Source organism: Pseudomonas sp. LA5, assembly GCF_028640825.1.
Taxonomy (GTDB): domain Bacteria; phylum Pseudomonadota; class Gammaproteobacteria; order Pseudomonadales; family Pseudomonadaceae; genus Chryseomonas; species Chryseomonas aestiva.
In genome coordinates, this window is record NZ_JAQYZY010000025.1 from 80284 (window position 1) to 97987 (window position 17704).

Below are 17704 nucleotides of genomic sequence, written 5' to 3' on the forward strand. Positions count from 1 at the left end.
GCGACACCGTTTCCCATCTCGGCGACAGCTCGACCCAGCTGGCCTCCGCCGCGGAAGAGATGACCGCGGTGATCGACGAAGCCAGCCGCGGCTATGTGCGGCAGAACGACGAGGTCAACCAGGCTGCCAGTGCCGTCACCGAGATGAGTTCGGCGGTGGAGGAGGTCGCGCGCAACGCCGCCGATGCGGCCAGCACTTCGCTGCATACCCAGAACCTGACCAGCGACGGCCTGGACAAGGTCACCCGCACAGTGCAGTCGATCGAGGCGCTGGCGCAGAACGTGGCCAGCACCAGCGAGCAGATCCAGGCCCTGTCGTCCCGCGCCCAGGACATCAACGCCGTGGTCGAGGTCATTCGCGCCATCGCCGAACAGACCAACCTGCTGGCGCTGAACGCTGCCATCGAGGCGGCCCGGGCGGGTGAGCAGGGCCGGGGCTTCGCCGTGGTCGCCGACGAGGTACGGGCACTGGCCCATCGTACCCAGCAGTCGACTCGCGAGATCGAGCAGATGATCGGCGCCATCCAGAATGATTCATCCCAGGCCGTCAGGGCCATGGCCGAGAGTCAGCAGCTGGCCGGTGAATCCACCTCGGTCGCCCAGCTGGCCAATGTGTCCCTGGAGCAGATCGCCGAATCCATCTCCCAGATCAACGATCGCAATGCGGTCATCGCCACCGCCGCTGAAGAGCAGGCGCAGGTGGCGCGGGAGATCGATCGCAACATCACCAGTATCCGTGACCTGGCCACCCAGAGCGCGACCGGCGCCACCCAGACCGCCAGCGCCAGCGCCGAGGTCTCCAGGCTGGCCAGCGGATTGAATCGCGTGGTTCGCGAATTCGCCGTCTAGGAGGAGGGCCTTGAGGCCTTCTCGCCACGCGGCGGCGGGAAAGCGTCCTTTGCGACTGGCTCCAGGTTCGTCGCGGCAATAGAAAGACTAACAAGGGCTCTGGGGCATTCGCCCGTGCGACTGCGCTGCGCTGGCACGCCTGCTCGCCGCTGGAATGCCCGCCCGACAGTCTTTAGTATTCCGTTACATCGCCTCTGGCATCGGGTAGAGAACGAATCGGCGCTTGGCCTGCCTAAACAGTGTCCAATCAACCCGGAGTCCTACCATGAACGCGAAGAAAATCTCTGCCTTGATGTTTGCTGGTCTGATCGCTGCCAGTGGCGCTGCTTTCGCCACCGAAAGTGCAGGCAATCCGCCAAAGGCCAACAGCGCTGGTATGGGCACCCCGGCTGGTCAGAAGACCGGTGAAGGTGCAGGCGCCGCGACCGGCGCCGGCAAGACCACGCTCAACGAGCAAGGCCAGAAGCAACAGCAGTAATGTCCAGGGGGTCGCCGGCACGTCTGGCGCCCCCTAAATCTGCGTCTAGAATGGAACTTTGCAGGCCTCTTGTGTCCAAGGGGGCCGAGCGTGTGGGTACAGGGGTCAGATGGTGAGTGCGGAACAGAGCAAGGTTGTCCTGGTCGTCGAAGATGAGCCGCAGATTTTGATGATTCTGGCGGATTATCTTTCCGAACTGGGTTACACCGTCCTGCAGGCGCCATCGTCACTCGAAGCCTTTCGCATCCTGGCCGGTCGGCCACGCCTGGATCTGCTGATCACCGACTTCCGCCTTCCCGACGACGTCTCTGGCGTGATGATCGCCGAGCCCGCGCTCAAGTTGCGCCCCGATCTCAAGGTGCTCTTCATCAGCGGCTACCCAGCCGAAATCATCGATACCGGCTCGCCATTGCTGGGCAAGGTCCCCTTGCTGACCAAGCCATTCTCCCTCGAGCGTCTCCACCTGCAGGTGCAGAAGCTGCTCGGCGCCTGATCCGCTCCCTCGCCACAGATCGTTTTTCCGCCGGCACAGTCTATCTGTCAGGTGCGACCAATCCGGTCGCCTCAGGTTGGAGATAACGGCGCCCATGGCTATCAAGCATTTCAATCATCACGAAGCGATTTCCTCCGCCGTTCCGGCTGAACAGGGTTTCGAAGCGGTCATCGCCGTCAAGGCGCGGCGCGAGGATGCCCATCCGACCTTTCACAAGGTCGCCACCGAGCGTCATTTCGATCTGGCCTCCGAGGCGGAGGAGGCCGCCGATGCCGCGCTCAATCGCGTGACCGAGATCGGCGACGACGATGAACTCCTCTGGGACGAGCGGGCCGTCTGATGAAGAGAGACCAGGAACAGGGCGAAGAACCCCGACAGCGGCATGAATCCGGTCCGGACGACCCTGAACTGAGTCGCGAGGAAGAAGAGGACGTCGACGAGAACCAGCTGCCACGCGCCGTGGTGCTGCACGAGATCATCCGTACCCAGGGTGATCACGAACTCGAACGAACGATCGCGGCGCTGTTCTGGTCGGCGCTGGCCGCCGGCCTGACCATGGGTCTGTCGTTGATGGCGATGGGGCTACTCAATGCCAATCTGCCCGAGGGTGGCTACAGCAAGGCCATCGCCAGCTTCGGTTATTCGGCTGGCTTTCTGGCGGTGATCCTGGCGCGTCAGCAGCTGTTTACCGAAAACACCCTGACGGCGGTACTGCCGGTGATGAGCGAACCCACGCTGCACAATTTCGGTCGCCTGGGGCGGCTGTGGGGTGTGGTACTGGTGGGCAATCTCATCGGGACCATCCTAGTCGCCTACGTGATCCTCAATCTGCCGCTGTTCGATGCCAAGGCCGACGCCGCTTTTCTGAAAATCGGTACCAAGGTGATGGAGAACGATGCCTCGGCGATGTTCGCCAAGGGCATCGTATCCGGCTGGATGATCGCCACCATGGTCTGGATGCTGCCCGCTGCAGAGCACGCCAGGATCTGGATCATCGTGCTCATCACCTACCTGATGGCCCTGGGGGACTTCACTCACATCGTGGTCGGCAGTCTGGAGGTGGCTTACCTGGTGTTCGCCGGAGAGGCGAGCTGGGGCGATTTCTGGCTGACCTTCGCCGGGCCGACCCTGGCCGGCAACATCGTCGGGGGCAGTCTGATCTTCGCGCTGATCAGCCATGCCCAGGTGCGCAGCGACACCTGAAAGCGGAAGGGCCGGCAAATTGCCGGCCCTTCGCGGTGATCAGGTAGCTGCTTCGATCACTCGTCGTCGTTGAGCTGACCCATGGCGGTAGTGTTGAAGCCGCCGTCGACATAGAGGATCTCGCCGCTGATGCCCGATGCCAGGTCGGAGCAGAGGAAGGCACCGGCGTTGCCGACTTCGTCGATGGTCACGTTGCGACGCAGGGGCGTCTGACGCTCGTTGGCGGCCAGCATCTTGCGGAAGCTCTTGATGCCCGATGCGGCCAGGGTGCGGATGGGACCGGCGGACACGGCGTTGACGCGGGTGCCTTCCGGGCCGAGGCTGCCGGCCAGGTAACGGACGCCGGCTTCGAGGCTGGCCTTGGCCATGCCCATGACGTTGTAGTTCGGCATGGTGCGCTCGGCGCCCAGGTAGGACAGGGTCAGCAGGCTGCCGTTGCGGCCGCGCATCATCTCGCGACCGGCCTTGGCCAGGGCGACGAAGCTGTAGGCGCTGATGTCGTGGGCGATCTTGAAGCCGTCACGGGTGGTCACGGCGGTGAAGTCGCCGTCCAGCTGGTCGCCGGGGGCGAAGCCGACCGAGTGGACGATGCAATCCAGGCCATCCCACTTCTTCGCCAGCGCGGCGAACACGGCTTCGATCTGGGCGTCGTCGGCAACGTCGCAGGGGAAGCACAGCTCGGGATTGGAACCCCAGCCGGCGGCGAATTCTTCGACGCGACCCTTGAGCTTCTCGTTCTGGTAGGTGAAGGCCAGCTCGGCGCCTTCGCGGTGCATGGCCGCGGCGATGCCGGAGGCGATGGACAGCTTGCTGGCGACGCCGACGATGAGAACGCGCTTACCGGCGAGAAATCCCATGGTTTTTTCCTCTTCTGTGTTGAATCCCGGGCAGCAGCCAGGGGCTGAGGTCCGGGTTGGGCAGGGCTCTGCGCAGGTCAGAGCGAGATCTTGGCCTGGCTCCGCTAGGGGTCAGGCACGGGTGGGGCGGTAAGGTAGCAGGTCGATACCCGGGACAAAAGCGCTGGTTGACCGCTGCGGTGCGCGGTCGCGCCTCAGTTGAGGAACAGCGTCAGGGTCTGACCAGGGGTCAGGGCGGAAGCGCTGCGCGGATTCCAGTCCTGCAGCGCCTGCACGCCGATGTTGTAGCGCTTGGCGATCTGATAGAGGGAATCGCCGGCCTTGACCCGATAGTAGGTGGGGGCGGCCTTGGTCGTTTTGGCCGTCTTTACCGCCGGCTTGGTGGTCTTGACGGTATAGGAGGCCGGCATCGCCACGGCCGTGGCGGTGCTGCTGCCCGTGCCATGCAGCTTCAGCGTCTCGCCGACCTTGAGGCCACGCTTGCCGAGATCGTTCCAGCGCTTGAGGTCACCCAGTTCCACCTCGTTGGCCCGAGCGATGGACCAGAGGCTGTCGCCAGTGCGCACCCGGTAGGTGCGCACCACGGGTTCTTCGGCCACGGCGATGGTTTCCAGGGGCGTCGTGGTCTTGCCGGTCTCGCGCCGCGGGATCATCAATTCCCGGCCAGCGGACAGGCGGCTGCTGCTGCTGAGCTTGTTGAGCGCGGCGAGTTGCTCGACGCTCACACGATTACGCTTGGCCACGCTGCGCATGGTATCGCCGCGGCGCACCTGGTATTCCTGCCACTGCACCACGGCATCGGAGGCGATGTTGGGCAGGGTCGCGACCAGGCGCTTGGCTTTTTCCGCCGGCACCAGCAGATGCTTGGGGCCGTCCATTGTCACGCGCTGGGTGTAGGCGGGATTCAGGCGATAGAGTTCGTTGGCATCCAGATCCGCAAGTTCCGCCACCCGGGCCAGATCCAGGTGCTGCTTGATGTCCACGACTTCGAAATAGGGCTCGTCCGGGATGGATTCCAGGGCCAGGCCGTAGGCGTCCGGATTGCGTACGATCTGGGAGACGGCGAGCAGCTTGGGCACGTAGTCCTGGGTTTCCGGCGGCAGCGACGACAGATTCCAGTAGTCGGTGGGCAGGCCGAGCGACTGGTTGCGCTCGATGGCGCGGCTGACCGTGCCTTCGCCGGCATTGTAGGCAGCCAGGGCCAGCAGCCAGTCGCCACCGAACATGTCGTGCAGCTTGCTCAGGTAGTCCAGGGCGGCGTTGGTCGAGGCGGTGATGTCGCGGCGACCGTCATAGAAGCGGGTCTGGCGCAGATTGAAATACTTGCCGGTGGTGGGGATGAACTGCCACAGACCGGAGGCGGCGCTGCGCGAGAGGGCGTTGGGATTGAAAGAGCTTTCCACCACCGGCAGCAGGGCCAGTTCCAGCGGCATGTTGCGTTCTTCCAGGCGCTCGACGATGTAATGCAGATAGGGCGCGCCGCGGCTGCAGGACTGCGCGAGGGCAGCTTCGTGGCTGGCGTACCAGAGGCGCTGACGATCGATGCGCGGGTTGGTGCCGTTATCGCCGGCCCCCTGGAGCTGATAGCCGTCCCGCACCCGGTCCCAGATGTCGCCGCTGGTGGCCGCCGCGGTCGGTGCCTTGCGCAGCCATTCCGGCGGACGCTGCATCTTGCTTTGCGTCATGTGCAGATCGGCCTGATAGGCACGATTGTCTGGCTGCTGATTGCTCTGGCAGCCGGCGAGGAAGACGGCGAGGCAGAGCGCCGAGACTTTGAAGGAGGTGGCCAGCACGTCTGGTTCGCGGGTTTTCGGCGTCGCTGGCGGCATCGGTCTGGGCTTTCCGGGAGCTGGAGGATGGGCGATTCTAGGAACCGCATCCCGGGGGGTCAAGGAACAAGCCCTTGGCCTGTGACCTGTACGACGACCGCAAGCCCTGGCTTACAGCGTGCTGAAGGGGTCTGGGCAATAGGTGTCAGAACGTGTCCTTCCAGCCTCTCAAGGCCGCGAAATAGGTATCCTCCGGCGCATCTGCCGCCACCCCGCGCTCCTCTTGCAAACGCAGACGTACGCTGCTTTCGGCGGTACGCAGGAAGGGATTGATGCGGCGTTCGCGGCCCAGGCTGGAGGGCAGGGTGGGACGCTGGGCCTCCCGCAGCTGCTGCGTCGCGGTCAGGGCCTGCTGCACCGCGGGGTTTTCCGGTTCTACCGCCTGGGCGAAGCGCAGGTTGCTGAGGGTGTATTCGTGGCCGCAGTAGATTTCGGTGGCGTCCGGCAGGCTGGCCAGGCGTTGCAGGGAGGTCAGCATCTGGCTGGGCGTACCTTCGAAGAGCCGGCCGCAGCCGGCCGAGAAGAGGGTATCGCCGCTGAACAGCAGGGGTCGCTCACCCGCGACATGGAAGGCGATGTGGCCGGCGGTATGGCCGGGCACCCGCAGGACCTCGAAGGGAACGCCCAGCACCTCCAGGCGCTGGCCGTCCGCCAGGGGGAGGTCGACCGCGGCGATGCGTTCGTCAGCCGGCGCACTGACCCGGGCGCCGCTGCGCTGCTTGAGCGCAGTGATGCCACCGGTGTGGTCGTTATGGTGGTGGGTGATCAGGATATCGGTCAGGCGCCAGTCCGGATTGGCATCGAGCCAGGCCAGGACGGGGGCGGCATCGCCCGGATCGACCACGACCGCCTGTCTTGTCGCGGCGTCCTTGATTAGCCAGATGTAGTTATCGTTGAAAGCGGGCAGCGGAAGAATGTCGAACATGGACGAGCTCTCTGGTCGGACTGCAGGCCCCTAGGGTAGCAGTGGGTGGTAGGGCTAAGGCTTCAATATGAGAGGACCAGACGATGCACGATGAATTCTCCGCCCAGGTCGATCCGCGCTGGCTGAGGCTGATGAGCTCGGCACGGGACTGGCTGGCCGGTCCACTGGGCCAGCTGCTGCTGGAGCAGGAGCGCGTGTTGATCGACGAAGAGCTCAAGCGTCACTTCGGCAGTTACCTGATCCATTACGGTCCGCACCCCGAGGCGCCGGCCAATTGTGGTCAGCTCCGCCATGCGGTGCGCATAGGGCCGCCGCTGGGTGATGTGGACATTGTCTGCGAAGAGGGTGCCTGGCCCCTGGGCGAGCACGCGGCCGACGTGGTCCTGTTGCAGCACGGTCTGGATTTCTCCCTGGCGCCGCATCGGCTGTTGCGTGAAGCGGCACTGAGCGTGCGCCCGGGCGGGCACCTGGTGGTGGTGGGCATCAATCCCTGGAGTCTCTGGGGCGTGCGCCATTACCTGGCTCGGGATGCCTTGCGCAAGGCCCGTTGTTTCGGCCCCAGCCGGGTCGGCGACTGGCTGTCGGTGCTGGGCTTCGCGCTGGAGAAACGGCGCTTCGGGTGTTATCGTCCGCCGCTTTCATCCCCCAAGTGGCAGCAGCGGCTGGCCTGGATGGAGCAGGGTGAAGCCGAACCCAACTGCGAGCAGGCAGCGGGCGCGGGCTTCTATCTGCTGTCGGCGCGCAAGCTGATGTTCGGCCTGCGCCCCGTGCCCCAGGCGCGCAAGGAACCGCGCGGCAAGCTGGTGCCCATGCCGGTGGCCAAGATCAGCCGCCGCGAATCGAGTGAATCCAATGAGTGACGACATCGTCGAGGTCTTTACCGACGGCGCCTGCAAGGGCAATCCCGGCCCCGGTGGCTGGGGCGCCTTGCTGAAGTTCAAGGGTGCGGAGCGAGAGCTCTGGGGCGGCGAAGCCAACACCACCAACAATCGCATGGAGTTGATGGCGGCCATCCAGGCCCTGGCGGCGCTCAAGCGCCCCTGCCAGATCCGCCTGACCACCGACTCCGAGTACGTGATGAAGGGCATCACCCAGTGGCTGGTGAACTGGAAGAAGCGGGGCTGGCAGACCGCCGCGCGCCAGCCGGTGAAGAACGCCGAGTTGTGGCAGGCCCTGGACGAACAGGTTCAGCGCCACCAGGTCGAGTGGCGCTGGGTGCGCGGCCACACCGGCCACCCCGAGAACGAGCGAGCCGACCAGTTGGCCAACCGCGGTGTCGACGACGTCCGGCAGGCCAAGCAGGCCGCCAAGGCGTAACCAGGCAAGAGGTTAGCGATGAGATACGTAGTTCTGGATACCGAAACCACCGGCATGCCGGTGACCGATGGCCATAGGGTCATCGAGATCGGCGGGGTCGAGGTCGTCGGCCGGCGCCTGACCGGGCGGCATTTCCATGTCTACCTCAACCCGGATCGGCAGATCGACGAGGGCGCCATCGCGGTCCACGGCATCACCGATGATTACGTCGCCGACAAGCCGCGCTTCGCCGAGATCGCCGACAGCTTCTTCGAGTTCATCGAAGGTGCCGAGCTGGTCATCCACAACGCGCCCTTCGACGTGGGCTTCATCAACATGGAGTTCGCCCGGCTGGGTGTCCATCCCGAGCGCGCCGACATCTCCCAGCACTGCTCGGTGCTCGACACCCTGGTCATGGCCCGCGGCCGGCATCCCGGCCAGCGCAACAGCCTGGATGCCCTCTGCAAGCGCTATGGCGTAGACAACTCCAACCGCGAGCTGCATGGCGCCCTGCTGGACGCCGAGATCCTCGCGGACGTCTACCTGGCCATGACCGGTGGCCAGACCAGCCTGTCGCTGGCCGCCCACGGCCAGGAAGGCAATGGTGACGGCAATTACGTCATGCCGATCAGGCGGTTGCCGGCCGATCGCCCGCGGACACGGGTGATCAGCGCGACCAGCACCGATCTCGATGCCCATGCGGCGCGCATGGCGGCCATCGAAAAGAGCTGCGGCCGGACCCCCCTTTGGCTGGCCGGCGCCGACGCCGAATAGCGCCTTTCAGCGCTCGCCGGACGCCCGCTCGGTCCGGGAGCGGGCGTTCGCGTTCGTCTGAATAAGCTGAAAGACCTCACAATTTTCAGCTATTGTTCAACTAAGATGCTGCAGGCTGGTCATTTGAGCCCGCATGAAGCCTCGAATTTCGAATTGCGCGGAACTTTATTTGTTCCTCAAAATCATATGACGATTCGGAATTATCGCTTCGCTGTTGTGGATTTACAGGTCTAGCGTTCCAGAGCAAGGTTCTTTGGCGTGGCGAGTAGTCCCATACCCGTCCGCCTGGAATGATTAGTGTGACCCGGTCAGGAAGACGCAGGTACCTAGGCTCCAGTTGGAATAGCAAGCCTTTTTTCCCGTTTTAAAATGGCGTTGGCGAGGTTGTAATGGCGCAGGAGGCGTAAGGCACCATGGTGACCGGAGCAAGAGCTTTGAGCTTGGTCCGCGAACAGCTGTTCGCGACCATCGAGGAAGCTGAATCCCATCTCGAGCGATTCATTGTCGAACGGCACTGCAGCAGCCTGTTGCAGCGCGCGGTCGAGAGCATCGGCCAGATTCGTGGCGCCCTCACGCTGATAGAGCTGACTGGCGCCCAGTTGCTCGCCCATCAGACGCTGCAGATCGCCAACGACATTCCTGCCGGCGCCGGTGCCGAACATGACGAGCATCTCATGGCGATCTGTCGTGGACTGCATGTGCTGCGCCGCTATCTCGAACAGCTTCGTAGCGGTCAGGACGAGATGCCCGAGCTGCTGCTGCCGGCGATCAACGCCCTGCGACTCGCTGGCGGCGAACCCGAACTCCCGGAAAGTTATTTCTTCAGTGTCCGCCTCGATCAGCGTCCCCTGATCAGCGAGACCACTAGTCTTGGCGTGCGTGAGCGTCAGGCCCAGGCGCGCCGGATGCGTCAGATGTACCAGGTCGGCCTGCTGGGTTTCCTGCGCGACGTCAATGGCGTGGCCAGCCTCAGGCTCATGGCCAGGGCGCTGGAGCGCTCCGCGGCGCTGCTGCACGATCATGTCGGCGGCTACCTGCCCTGGGTCGCCGCGGCCACGGTCGAGGGCTTCGCTCAGGGCCGCCTGACGGCCACCCGTGAACGCAAACAATTGTTCGCCCGGGTCGATCGCGAACTGCGCCAGATGCTGGGCAACGAGCTGCACGAGCCGGCCCGCAGCACCCTCAAGGAGCTGCTCTATCTGCTGGCGCTGGCCGGTGTCGAAGGCGCCCATCCGCAAGAGGTCATGAACGCCTACGGCTTCGAGCGACTCGGCTTTACCGATGCCCAGCTCGAAGCCGGCAAGAAGCGGCTCGCCGGTCCCGGTCATGCGGTGATGCATTCGCTGTCCGCGGCGATCCGCGAAGAGGTGGAGACGGTCAAGGACCTGATCGACCTCATCGAGGCCGAGTTGCGCACCGGCGCCGAGCAGAATCGCCTGCCTCGCTCCGATAATTTCTCCCGGCTGTATGTCCAGGTCGGCCTGCTGGGCAAGACCCTGGAGATGGTCGGGCAGGAGAACGCCGGTCAGGTGCTGCAGCAGTGCCTGCCCAATATCTCCCAGTTCCGCGACCGGACGGTCGTGCTGGAGGACCTGGCGCCCCTGGCCGATGCTCTGTTGCTGGTGGAAAGCCTGCTGGGCCAGCCCGAAGGGCAGGGCTCGCTGATCGACGTGCCGCTGGAAGCCGAGGGTGTCCAGGTCAGCGTCGCCAACTATCAGCTGGGCGAGGCCCAGGCGTTGCTGCACCGGGAGGCCTACAAGGGCCTGACCGACGCCAAGCGCGCCATTGGCGCCTTTCTCGATTCCCGTGGCGATACCCTGCACCTGGCCACCGTGCCGGCGCTGCTGGATACCGTCCGCGGTGCCTTGTTCTTCCTGGGTAATCCCCGCGCGGCCGAGCTGGTGCGGGCCTGTACCGGTTACATCCAGCGCTGCCTGATCGAAGGTGGTCAGGCCTGCGAGTCGGCGACCCTCGAAGTGCTGGCGGATGCCCTCAGCAGCATCGAGTTCTTTGTCGAAAGCGGTGGCACCGAGAGCCAGGACGGCACCCCGGAGATTCTCGATATCGCGGCGCAGAGCATTCGCGCCCTGGGCTGGACCTCGGCTGCGGCATGAGTGTCTGGCAGCCTGGCTGGTTCCAGGCCGCCCAGCCCTCCGGTGGCTGGCTGGTCGTCCACAGCGGCCAGGCGTTTCTGACCTCGGGCACCGAGGTGCTCTTCGCCCTGGATGATCCGCGCGTCCAGGGCTTCGAAGGGGAGCGCCATGGGATGGGGCAGTGGCAGGCGCAGCCGGTCACGCTGCTCGAACTGGATACGCCTGAGGATATCGATGGCTGCCTCTGGCAGCCCTTGCGGCCGTTGATGCTGCAATCGCCCCATGCGCTGTTCAAGTTGCTGGGCTATGCCAACCAGATCGGAACCTGGGCGCGGCAGCATCGCTTCTGCGGCCAGTGCGGTACCCGGACCTTCGCGCTCGATGGCCAGCGCGGCCTCAAGTGCCCGAATTGCCAGCTCACCCAGTACCCACGGCTGTCGCCCAGCATGATCGCCCTGGTCACCCGTGGCGATGAGGTGTTGCTGGCGCGATCGCCCCGTTTCGCGCCCGGCGTCTTCAGCACCCTGGCGGGCTTCGTCGAGCCGGGCGAGTCGGCGGAAGCTTGCGTGCACCGGGAGATCATGGAAGAGGTGGGCGTTGCGGTCACCAACCTGCGCTACCAGGGCAGCCAGAACTGGCCGTATCCGCATTCCCTGATGCTGGGTTACCACGTCGATTATCTGAGTGGCGACATCCGTTGCCAGCCGGAGGAAATCGAAGACGCCCGCTGGTTCCATCTGCGCGAGTTGCCGACGCTGCCGCCGGCCTTTTCCATCTCGCGCTTTCTGATCGATCGCTATCGCGTCGAGCGGCTAGGCGGCGCTGAACCAGTGCTGCCAGATTAGCTTGACGGTCAAGGCCAGCACGACGCAGATGAACACCGGGCGGATGAACTTGGCGCCGCCGGCGATGGCGCTGCGCGCGCCCAGATAGGCACCCAGGGTCAGTGACAGGCCCATGGTCAGCCCCAGTACCCAGAGCACCTGCCCCAGGGCGATGAACATCACCAGGGCGACGCCGTTGCTGACGAAATTCATGGTGCGGGCCACGCCACTGGCCTTGAGCAGGTCCAGCGGGTAGAGCAGCAGGCTGCTGACGGTCCAGAAGGCGCCGGTGCCCGGTCCGAAGAGGCCGTCATAGGCGCCCAACGTCAGGCCCTGGGGCCATTGGCGCCGCTGCGGCACGGGCGCATCGCTGAGCACCGGCGCCTTGGGCGTACCGCCGAACAGCAGATAGAGGGCACAGCTGAACACCACGACCGGCAGCAGCTGATTGAGGAAGTCCGCGGAAAGATGGTGGGCGACCAGGGCGCCGATCCCCGCACCGATGGCGGTAGCCACCAGGGCATGCCGCCACTGACGGGGATGGAACAGCTTGCGTCTATAGAAGGTGTAGGCGGCGGTGGCGCTGCCAAAGGTGGAGCTGAGCTTGTTGGTGCCGATCGCCAGGTGGGGCGGCACGCCGGCCATCAGCAGGGCCGGCACCGTGAGCAGGCCACCACCGCCGGCGATGGCGTCGATGTAGCCGGCCAGAAAGGCGACCCCCGCCAGCAGCGTCAGGGTCATGGGGTCCAGGGCGAATTCGAGCATGGGGTAGGGCGCCAGATGGAACGGGGGCGCCATCATGCATCAGACGCGCAGCCGTCACCACCTGTCGCCGCCCCTGGTCAGTCCAGTGCGGGGAAGGGCAGTCCGACGTAGTTTTCCGCGATGGTCGTGCGACCCGCTCTGGAATCGAGCAGCGCCTGGAGTTCGGCGTCCTGCACCCGCTGGGTGAAGGCGTCGGTATCCGGAAAGCGGTGCAGGGCGGTGGTCATCCACCAGGAAAAGCGCACCGCCGCCCAGATGCGTTTCAGGCAAAGCGTCGAATAGCGTTCGAGGCAGGCGGCATCGCCGGTGCGATAGGACTGCTCCAGCAGCAGATGCAGATTGCGCACGTCGCCCAGGGCCAGGTTGAGCCCCTTGGCGCCAGTGGGCGGGACGATATGGGCGGCATCGCCGACCAGGAACAGGCGGCCGTACTGCATGGGCTCGACCACATAGCTGCGCAGTGGGGCGATGCTCTTTTCCAGGGACGGACCGGTCACCAGCTGGGCCGCCGTCTCGGCTGGCAAGCGGGCCTTGAGTTCCGCCCAGAAGCGCTCGTCCGGCCAGTTCTCCACCGAGTCCCCGGCTGCCACCTGCAGGTAATAGCGGCTGCGAGTCGCCGATCTCATGCTGCACAGGGCGAAGCCGCGGGGGTGGTTGACGTAGATGAGTTCATCGGCGGCGGGCGGGGTATCGCTCAGCAGTCCCAGCCAGCCGAAGGGATAGACCCGCTCGTATTCGGTGAGCACACCGTCCGGGATGCTGCGGCGCGAGACGCCATGGAAGCCGTCGCAGCCGGCGATGTAATCGCAGTCGATGCGCAGGGTCTCACCGGCAACCTGGCAGGTGACATGGGGGCGCTCGCCCTTGAGCTCATGGGGCTGGACATCGCTGGCCTGGTAGAGGGTAGGGGCGCCGCTGGCCTCGCGGGCGGCCATCAGGTCGCGGGTGACCTCGGTCTGGCCATAGACAGTGACGCAGCGTCCGCCCAGCAGATCGTTCAGGTCCAGCCGCTCGCGCTGGCCATGGATGGCGAACTCGACCCCCTCGTGTACCTGGCCTTCCTGTTCCAGCCGCTCGGCGACGCCGGCCTTGTGCAGCAGATCGACCGTGCCCTGTTCGAGCACGCCGGCGCGGATGCGGCTGAGGACATGATCGGCGCTCTGGCGCTCGACGATGACATTGTCGATGCCCGAACGGGTGAGCAGTTGACCCAGCAGCAGCCCGGATGGGCCCGCGCCGATGATGACGACTTGGGTACGCATGGAGTCTGTCCTCTTGTCTGGCGTGATCGCCGTCTTGTTATAGGGCTCCGGTATTTTTGGACGATTTTGGCTGGTATCGGCAGGGACCTTTCCGATACTTTCTGGTACTTTTCAATGATTCGTGCGGCTATCGCCCAGGGACTGACGATGACCAACGCCTTTCCACCCATCTTCAAGCTGTATGGCGAGGCTCAGGCCTGGCCGGCACCGGATCTGCTGCATTGCGAGACCATCGAGAGTCGCAGTCGGCTGCATGCCTGGCATATCGACACCCATCGCCACGCGGATCTCGCGCAACTGCTCTATGTGCGCACCGGTGGGGTGCGCCTGCAGCTGGAAGACTGGCAGGGGGAAAGGCGCGGACCGCTGCTGGTGGTGCTGCCGGTGCTGTGCGTCCATGCCTTCGACTTCGATCCGGCGGTCGAAGGCTTCGTCATTACCCTGCCGGTACCCCAGGTGGAGCGGCTGAAGCAGCGCTGCCAGCGAGCCGGTCAGGGATTGTTCCTGGGGGCCGAGTGCCTGGACCTGGCAGCGCCCGATGCCCTCTGGATCGATCAGTTGATCGGCCAACTGGTCGCTGAATACGAAGGGCACAAGCCGGGTCGCGAGATAGTGCTCGAGGCCCTGCTCGACAGCCTGGCGATCTGGCTGCTGCGGCAACATCGCCATGAGCAGGGCACGGCCTTGCCGCGGCGTGCCGAACAGCACCTGGGACGTTTCCTGGCGCTGGTCGAGCAGCATTATCGCGAGCACTGGAGTCTGGGTCGCTACGCGACGGCGCTCGGTATTTCAGGGGTACACCTGAACGGTCTGTGTCGGCAGCTGGCCGGTGCCTCGGCGCTAGCCATCGTGCACCAGCGGCTGCTGCTGGAGGCACGCCGCACCCTGAGCTACACCCAGGCGTCGGTGGGCGAGATCGCCGATGCCCTCGGCTTCGCTGATCCGGCCTACTTCGCGCGCTTCTTTCGCCGCGGCACCGGCCAGAGCCCGCTCAGTTATCGGCGTCTGGCGGGCCAGCAACGGCAGGGCTGACGGCTGCCAGGGTTTCGCCGACCCGCGCAGCCAGGGCGTCGAGGTTGAAGGGCTTGGTGATCAGCGTCATGCCGGGGTCGAGATAGCCGTCCAGATGCGCCCCTTCGGCATAGCCAGTGGCGAACAGTACCCTGAGGCCGGGCCGGCGCTGCCGCGCGATCTCGGCCAGCTGGCGACCGTTCATGCCCGGTAGCCCGACGTCGGACAGCAGCAGATCGATGGGACGTCCGCTTTCCAGCAATGGCAGGGCGCCACGGGCGTCTTCGGCCTGCAGGGTGGCATAGCCCAGCTCCCGCAGCAGATCCACCACCATCTGCCGGACCACGGGTTCGTCCTCCACCACCAGCACGGTCTTGCCCGCGCCCTGGGGCGTGACGGTGGGCGACGTCAGCCGCGGCGGCTCGACATCGGCGCCCAGGTAGCGGGGCAGATAGAGGCCGACGGTCGTACCCTTGCCGGGCAGGGAGTCGAGTCGGACATGGCCCTTGGACTGCTTGGCGTAGCCGTAGATCATCGACAGCCCCAGGCCGGTCCCCTGCCCGATGGGCTTGGTGGTGAAGAAGGGGTCGAAGGCGCGGGCCATGACCTCGGGCGGCATCCCGGTACCATCGTCCACTACCAGCAGCGCCACATAGTCGCCGGCACTCACGGCGTCCAGGCCGTTGCCGCTGTCGGTCAGATAGACATTGCGGGTCTCGATGCGGATGGTGCCACCATGGGGCAGGGCATCGCGGGCATTGATGACCAGGTTGAGCAGGGCGCTCTCCAGCTGGTGGGCATCGGTCAGTGCCTGCCAGACATCCTTGTCGAGGTCGAGGACCAGCGCGATGTCGCCGCGCAGACTGCGCAGCAGCAGCTCCTCCATGGAGCGCACACTGTCGTTGACATGGATGGGCTGCAGATCCAGCGCCTGGCGCCGGGAAAAGGCCAGCAGACGCTGGGTGAGGGCGGCCGCGCGCTGGGCCGAGGTCAGCGCCGAATGCAGATACTGGTCGAACTTGTCCTGCCGGCCGGCCTTCTGTTGCCGCTGCAGCATGTCGAGGCTGCCCATGATGCCGGTCAGCAGGTTGTTGAAGTCATGGGCGATACCCCCGGTCAGCTGACCCACAGCTTCCATCTTCTGCGCCTGGCGCAGCTGTTCCTGCAGCTCCTGCTGCTCGGTGACGTCACGCCCCACGGCGTAGATGAGATCGTCCTCGGCGCTGGCGGTCCAGTCGAGGATGCGATAGCTGCCATCGCGGGCACGCACCCGCGCCCTGAGATTCGCCGAGCCCTGCTGGCGGCCCAGGCAGCGTAGCGTATCGAAGACCTGGCGCTGATCGTCCGGATGGATCAATTCGGTGAGCTGGACGGTCGCCAGGTCGGTTTCGCGTCGTCCCAGCAGGCGAGTGGCGGCGCTGTTCACCGTCTTCACCTCGCCGTCGGCGCGGCAGATCACCATGAGATCATGGCTGATACGCCACATCCGATCCCGCTCGCGGGTGCGCAGCTCGATCTGCTGTTCCAGTTCCTGGCGCGAGCGGGTGAGCACTTCCCGGGCGTCGACAATGCTCTGGATGTCGGTGCAGGTGCCGAACCACTGCTCGATGCGCCCCTTGGCGTCACGCACCGGCTGCGCTCGACCGAGCACCCAGCGATAACGGCCCGAACGATGTCGCAGGCGGTATTCGATATGGTAGGGCTCACCGGTGCTGAGGCTGTGGTGCCAGACCTTCCAGGTGCGCTCCTGGTCGTCGGGATGGAAGACGTTGGCCCAGCCTTCGCCCTCCGTGGAGCCTTCCGGCACCCCGGTGAATTCGTACCAGCGATCGTTGAAATAGAAGTGGTGGCCATCGGGGCGGGTGGCCCAGACCATCTGGTCGATGGAGTTGATGATGGCGCGCAGCTGCGCCTCGTTACGGGCCAGCTCCTGGGCCTGGCGCCGGTGACCACTGATGTCGATGAAGAGTACCGCGAAGCGATCGCCCGGCAGCTTGTGGGCGCGCACCTCGTACCAGTGTTCGTGCTGCAGGTGCAGCAGGATGTCGAACTGGGTGAATTCGGCATCGCCGTTCATGAAGTCGATATAGGCGGGCAGCAGATCGGCTTCCAGCTGCGGCAGGGATTCGCGCAGCGTCCGCCCCAGGACCTGATCCAGGGGGATGCCGGTCAGGGTGGCGAAGACCGGATTGACCTCAAGGAAACGGAAGTCCTCCATCCGGCCACTGGCATCGCGGATCGCCTGGGCCATGTAGAAGCCTTCGCGCATGCCGTGATACAGCTCCTGCAGCCAGAGATCGCGCTCGGTGATGGCGGCTTCGTTGAGCTTGCGCTCGGTGATGTCGTAGCACACGCCCAGGTAGCGGCCATTGCCCTGGCTGGTCATCAGCTGGCCGCGGCGACCGAGCCAGCGCTCCTCGCCGGTGTCGGCCCGGCGGATGCGGTATTCGAGATAGTCGAGGGCGTCGTCGTCCGGCGCGGCAGTCAGGGTTCGCAGGCTGGCGACATCGTCGGGATGCAGCTGGCGGACCAGCTCATCGAGGGAATAGCTGCGGCTGACCGGTAATCCCCACAGCTCGCAGAACCCCGAGGACACCAGCAAGCGGGCCTCTCCGGGCAGCAATTCGAAGGTGCCGACGCGACCGACGTCCTGGGCCAGGCGTACTCGCTCCTCGGCCATCAGCTGTTCGGTGCGGTCCTGCAGCACATGCACGAAGCCGAGTACGGTATCGGCGTCCTTCAGGGCCGTGGTGGCGATCTCCACCCAGCGCGGCGTACCGCCCTCTACCGTGATCCAGCCGGCGCCCTGGCCATGTTCATCGACCAGCGCCTGATGCTGAGCCGTGGTCAGGAACGAGATATCCCGATCGGGCGCCAGCAGGTCAGCGAAGCGCTGACCGCGGGCTTCGTTGGCTGGCCAGCCACACAGCAGTTCGGCGCCCCGATTCCAGCGCTCGATGCACCCGTGGTGGTCGGTGATGACCAGGGCGTGGGACGTCAACTGCAGAAGCGCCTGCTGTTCGAGCAGCGAGATCGACATGCGTAG

At 65.2% G+C, this 17704-nt stretch carries 18 protein-coding genes; 11 read left to right on the forward strand and 7 right to left on the reverse strand.

Annotation, left to right across the window (positions count from 1 at the left end; all coding sequences use genetic code 11):
* Positions 1-59: 59 nt before the first annotated feature.
* The 5 genes from PVZ72_RS24170 to PVZ72_RS07065 all read left to right on the forward strand — a co-directional run bounded on the left by PVZ72_RS24170 (position 60) and on the right by PVZ72_RS07065 (position 3022).
* Entirely contained in the window at positions 60-848 is a 789-nt protein-coding gene (locus PVZ72_RS24170; protein ID WP_443218239.1) for a methyl-accepting chemotaxis protein, read from the forward strand.
* Between the two features lie 265 nt (positions 849-1113).
* Positions 1114-1326 carry a hypothetical protein gene (locus PVZ72_RS07050; RefSeq protein WP_187979297.1) on the forward strand — a complete coding sequence of 71 codons (213 nt, stop codon included), beginning with the start codon at positions 1114-1116 and terminating at the stop codon, positions 1324-1326.
* A 109-nt stretch (positions 1327-1435) separates the two neighbouring features.
* Positions 1436-1819: a response regulator gene (locus tag PVZ72_RS07055; protein ID WP_085982650.1), complete on the forward strand. Its 384-nt coding sequence runs from the start codon at positions 1436-1438 to the stop codon at positions 1817-1819.
* 94 nt (positions 1820-1913) lie between these two features.
* The gene (locus PVZ72_RS07060; protein WP_133861670.1) at positions 1914-2159 is read left to right on the forward strand and encodes a hypothetical protein; all 246 of its coding nucleotides are present in this window, start codon (positions 1914-1916) and stop codon (positions 2157-2159) included.
* A complete protein-coding gene (locus PVZ72_RS07065; RefSeq protein WP_133861671.1) occupies positions 2159-3022 on the forward strand; it encodes a formate/nitrite transporter family protein in 864 nt (287 codons plus the stop codon). Before PVZ72_RS07060 ends, PVZ72_RS07065 begins: the two co-directional genes overlap by 1 nt.
* 56 nt (positions 3023-3078) lie before the next feature.
* Here PVZ72_RS07065 and fabI read toward each other — a convergent pair whose 3' ends face one another.
* The 3 genes from fabI to gloB form a co-directional block, all read right to left on the reverse strand.
* Positions 3079-3879 carry an enoyl-ACP reductase FabI gene (gene fabI, locus PVZ72_RS07070; protein WP_042134086.1) on the reverse strand — a complete coding sequence of 267 codons (801 nt, stop codon included), beginning with the start codon at positions 3877-3879 and terminating at the stop codon, positions 3079-3081.
* 194 nt (positions 3880-4073) lie between these two features.
* Positions 4074-5708 carry a lytic transglycosylase domain-containing protein gene (locus tag PVZ72_RS07075; RefSeq protein WP_187979296.1) on the reverse strand — a complete coding sequence of 545 codons (1635 nt, stop codon included), beginning with the start codon at positions 5706-5708 and terminating at the stop codon, positions 4074-4076.
* A 145-nt stretch (positions 5709-5853) separates the two neighbouring features.
* The gene (gene gloB / locus PVZ72_RS07080; protein WP_273861535.1) at positions 5854-6633 is read right to left on the reverse strand and encodes a hydroxyacylglutathione hydrolase; all 780 of its coding nucleotides are present in this window, start codon (positions 6631-6633) and stop codon (positions 5854-5856) included.
* Between the two features lie 83 nt (positions 6634-6716).
* Here gloB and PVZ72_RS07085 point away from each other — a divergent pair, with 83 nt between their 5' ends.
* From PVZ72_RS07085 to dnaQ, 3 genes are read left to right on the forward strand one after another with little or no spacing between them, the layout of a single operon-like run.
* Positions 6717-7493, forward strand: coding sequence for a methyltransferase domain-containing protein (locus PVZ72_RS07085; protein WP_133861674.1), 777 nt, complete (start codon positions 6717-6719; stop codon positions 7491-7493).
* A complete protein-coding gene (gene rnhA / locus PVZ72_RS07090) occupies positions 7486-7950 on the forward strand; it encodes a ribonuclease HI (RefSeq protein WP_133861675.1) in 465 nt (154 codons plus the stop codon). Before PVZ72_RS07085 ends, rnhA begins: the two co-directional genes overlap by 8 nt.
* 18 nt (positions 7951-7968) lie before the next feature.
* A complete protein-coding gene (gene dnaQ / locus PVZ72_RS07095) occupies positions 7969-8703 on the forward strand; it encodes a DNA polymerase III subunit epsilon (RefSeq protein ID WP_273861536.1) in 735 nt (244 codons plus the stop codon).
* Positions 8704-9029: 326 nt separating this feature from the next.
* Here the strand turns inward: dnaQ and PVZ72_RS07100 are convergent, their stop codons facing one another.
* Positions 9030-9374, reverse strand: a complete 345-nt coding sequence (locus tag PVZ72_RS07100) for a hypothetical protein (protein WP_273861537.1) — start codon at positions 9372-9374, stop codon at positions 9030-9032.
* A 3-nt stretch (positions 9375-9377) separates the two neighbouring features.
* Between PVZ72_RS07100 and PVZ72_RS07105 the strand changes: the two genes are divergently transcribed.
* Together PVZ72_RS07105 and nudC are read left to right on the forward strand one after the other, a co-directional pair.
* Positions 9378-10817, forward strand: a complete 1440-nt coding sequence (locus PVZ72_RS07105) for a ferrous iron transporter B (RefSeq protein WP_273861538.1) — start codon at positions 9378-9380, stop codon at positions 10815-10817.
* On the forward strand, positions 10814-11641 hold the full coding sequence (nudC, locus tag PVZ72_RS07110; RefSeq protein WP_273861539.1) for an NAD(+) diphosphatase: 828 nt from the start codon (positions 10814-10816) through the stop codon (positions 11639-11641). Before PVZ72_RS07105 ends, nudC begins: the two co-directional genes overlap by 4 nt.
* Here the strand turns inward: nudC and PVZ72_RS07115 are convergent.
* Together PVZ72_RS07115 and pobA are read right to left on the reverse strand one after the other, a co-directional pair.
* Positions 11609-12385 carry a TSUP family transporter gene (locus tag PVZ72_RS07115; protein WP_017640224.1) on the reverse strand — a complete coding sequence of 259 codons (777 nt, stop codon included), beginning with the start codon at positions 12383-12385 and terminating at the stop codon, positions 11609-11611. The two genes, nudC and PVZ72_RS07115, sit on opposite strands and share 33 nt — an antisense overlap.
* Before the next feature lie 77 nt (positions 12386-12462).
* Positions 12463-13647 carry a 4-hydroxybenzoate 3-monooxygenase gene (pobA, locus tag PVZ72_RS07120; RefSeq protein WP_273861540.1) on the reverse strand — a complete coding sequence of 395 codons (1185 nt, stop codon included), beginning with the start codon at positions 13645-13647 and terminating at the stop codon, positions 12463-12465.
* Between the two features lie 114 nt (positions 13648-13761).
* Here pobA and PVZ72_RS07125 point away from each other — a divergent pair, with 114 nt between their 5' ends.
* Positions 13762-14679 (forward strand): helix-turn-helix domain-containing protein, encoded by a 918-nt coding sequence (locus PVZ72_RS07125; RefSeq protein WP_252977122.1) that lies wholly within the window; start codon positions 13762-13764, stop codon positions 14677-14679.
* Here the strand turns inward: PVZ72_RS07125 and PVZ72_RS07130 are convergent.
* Positions 14639-17698, reverse strand: a complete 3060-nt coding sequence (locus PVZ72_RS07130; protein WP_273861541.1) for a hybrid sensor histidine kinase/response regulator — start codon at positions 17696-17698, stop codon at positions 14639-14641. The two genes, PVZ72_RS07125 and PVZ72_RS07130, sit on opposite strands and share 41 nt — an antisense overlap.
* Between the last annotated feature and the right edge of the window lie 6 nt (positions 17699-17704).

Bases quoted from the DNA above. Each gene is read 5' to 3' on its own strand.
- pobA (WP_273861540.1), bottom strand. From the start codon at position 13,647: ATGCGTACCCAAGTCGTCATCATCGGCGCGGGCCCATCCGGGCTGCTG.
- rnhA (WP_133861675.1), top strand. From the start codon at position 7,486: ATGAGTGACGACATCGTCGAGGTCTTTACCGACGGCGCCTGCAAGGGC.
- PVZ72_RS07130 (WP_273861541.1), bottom strand. From the start codon at position 17,698: ATGTCGATCTCGCTGCTCGAACAGCAGGCGCTTCTGCAGTTGACGTCC.
- PVZ72_RS07065 (WP_133861671.1), top strand. From the start codon at position 2,159: ATGAAGAGAGACCAGGAACAGGGCGAAGAACCCCGACAGCGGCATGAA.
- nudC (WP_273861539.1), top strand. From the start codon at position 10,814: ATGAGTGTCTGGCAGCCTGGCTGGTTCCAGGCCGCCCAGCCCTCCGGT.
- dnaQ (WP_273861536.1), top strand. From the start codon at position 7,969: ATGAGATACGTAGTTCTGGATACCGAAACCACCGGCATGCCGGTGACC.
- PVZ72_RS24170 (WP_443218239.1), top strand. From the start codon at position 60: ATGACCGCGGTGATCGACGAAGCCAGCCGCGGCTATGTGCGGCAGAAC.
- gloB (WP_273861535.1), bottom strand. From the start codon at position 6,633: ATGTTCGACATTCTTCCGCTGCCCGCTTTCAACGATAACTACATCTGG.
- PVZ72_RS07085 (WP_133861674.1), top strand. From the start codon at position 6,717: ATGCACGATGAATTCTCCGCCCAGGTCGATCCGCGCTGGCTGAGGCTG.
- PVZ72_RS07075 (WP_187979296.1), bottom strand. From the start codon at position 5,708: ATGCCGCCAGCGACGCCGAAAACCCGCGAACCAGACGTGCTGGCCACC.
- PVZ72_RS07115 (WP_017640224.1), bottom strand. From the start codon at position 12,385: ATGCTCGAATTCGCCCTGGACCCCATGACCCTGACGCTGCTGGCGGGG.
- PVZ72_RS07050 (WP_187979297.1), top strand. From the start codon at position 1,114: ATGAACGCGAAGAAAATCTCTGCCTTGATGTTTGCTGGTCTGATCGCT.
- PVZ72_RS07125 (WP_252977122.1), top strand. From the start codon at position 13,762: ATGATTCGTGCGGCTATCGCCCAGGGACTGACGATGACCAACGCCTTT.
- fabI (WP_042134086.1), bottom strand. From the start codon at position 3,879: ATGGGATTTCTCGCCGGTAAGCGCGTTCTCATCGTCGGCGTCGCCAGC.
- PVZ72_RS07100 (WP_273861537.1), bottom strand. From the start codon at position 9,374: ATGCTCGTCATGTTCGGCACCGGCGCCGGCAGGAATGTCGTTGGCGAT.
- PVZ72_RS07060 (WP_133861670.1), top strand. From the start codon at position 1,914: ATGGCTATCAAGCATTTCAATCATCACGAAGCGATTTCCTCCGCCGTT.
- PVZ72_RS07105 (WP_273861538.1), top strand. From the start codon at position 9,378: ATGGCGATCTGTCGTGGACTGCATGTGCTGCGCCGCTATCTCGAACAG.
- PVZ72_RS07055 (WP_085982650.1), top strand. From the start codon at position 1,436: ATGGTGAGTGCGGAACAGAGCAAGGTTGTCCTGGTCGTCGAAGATGAG.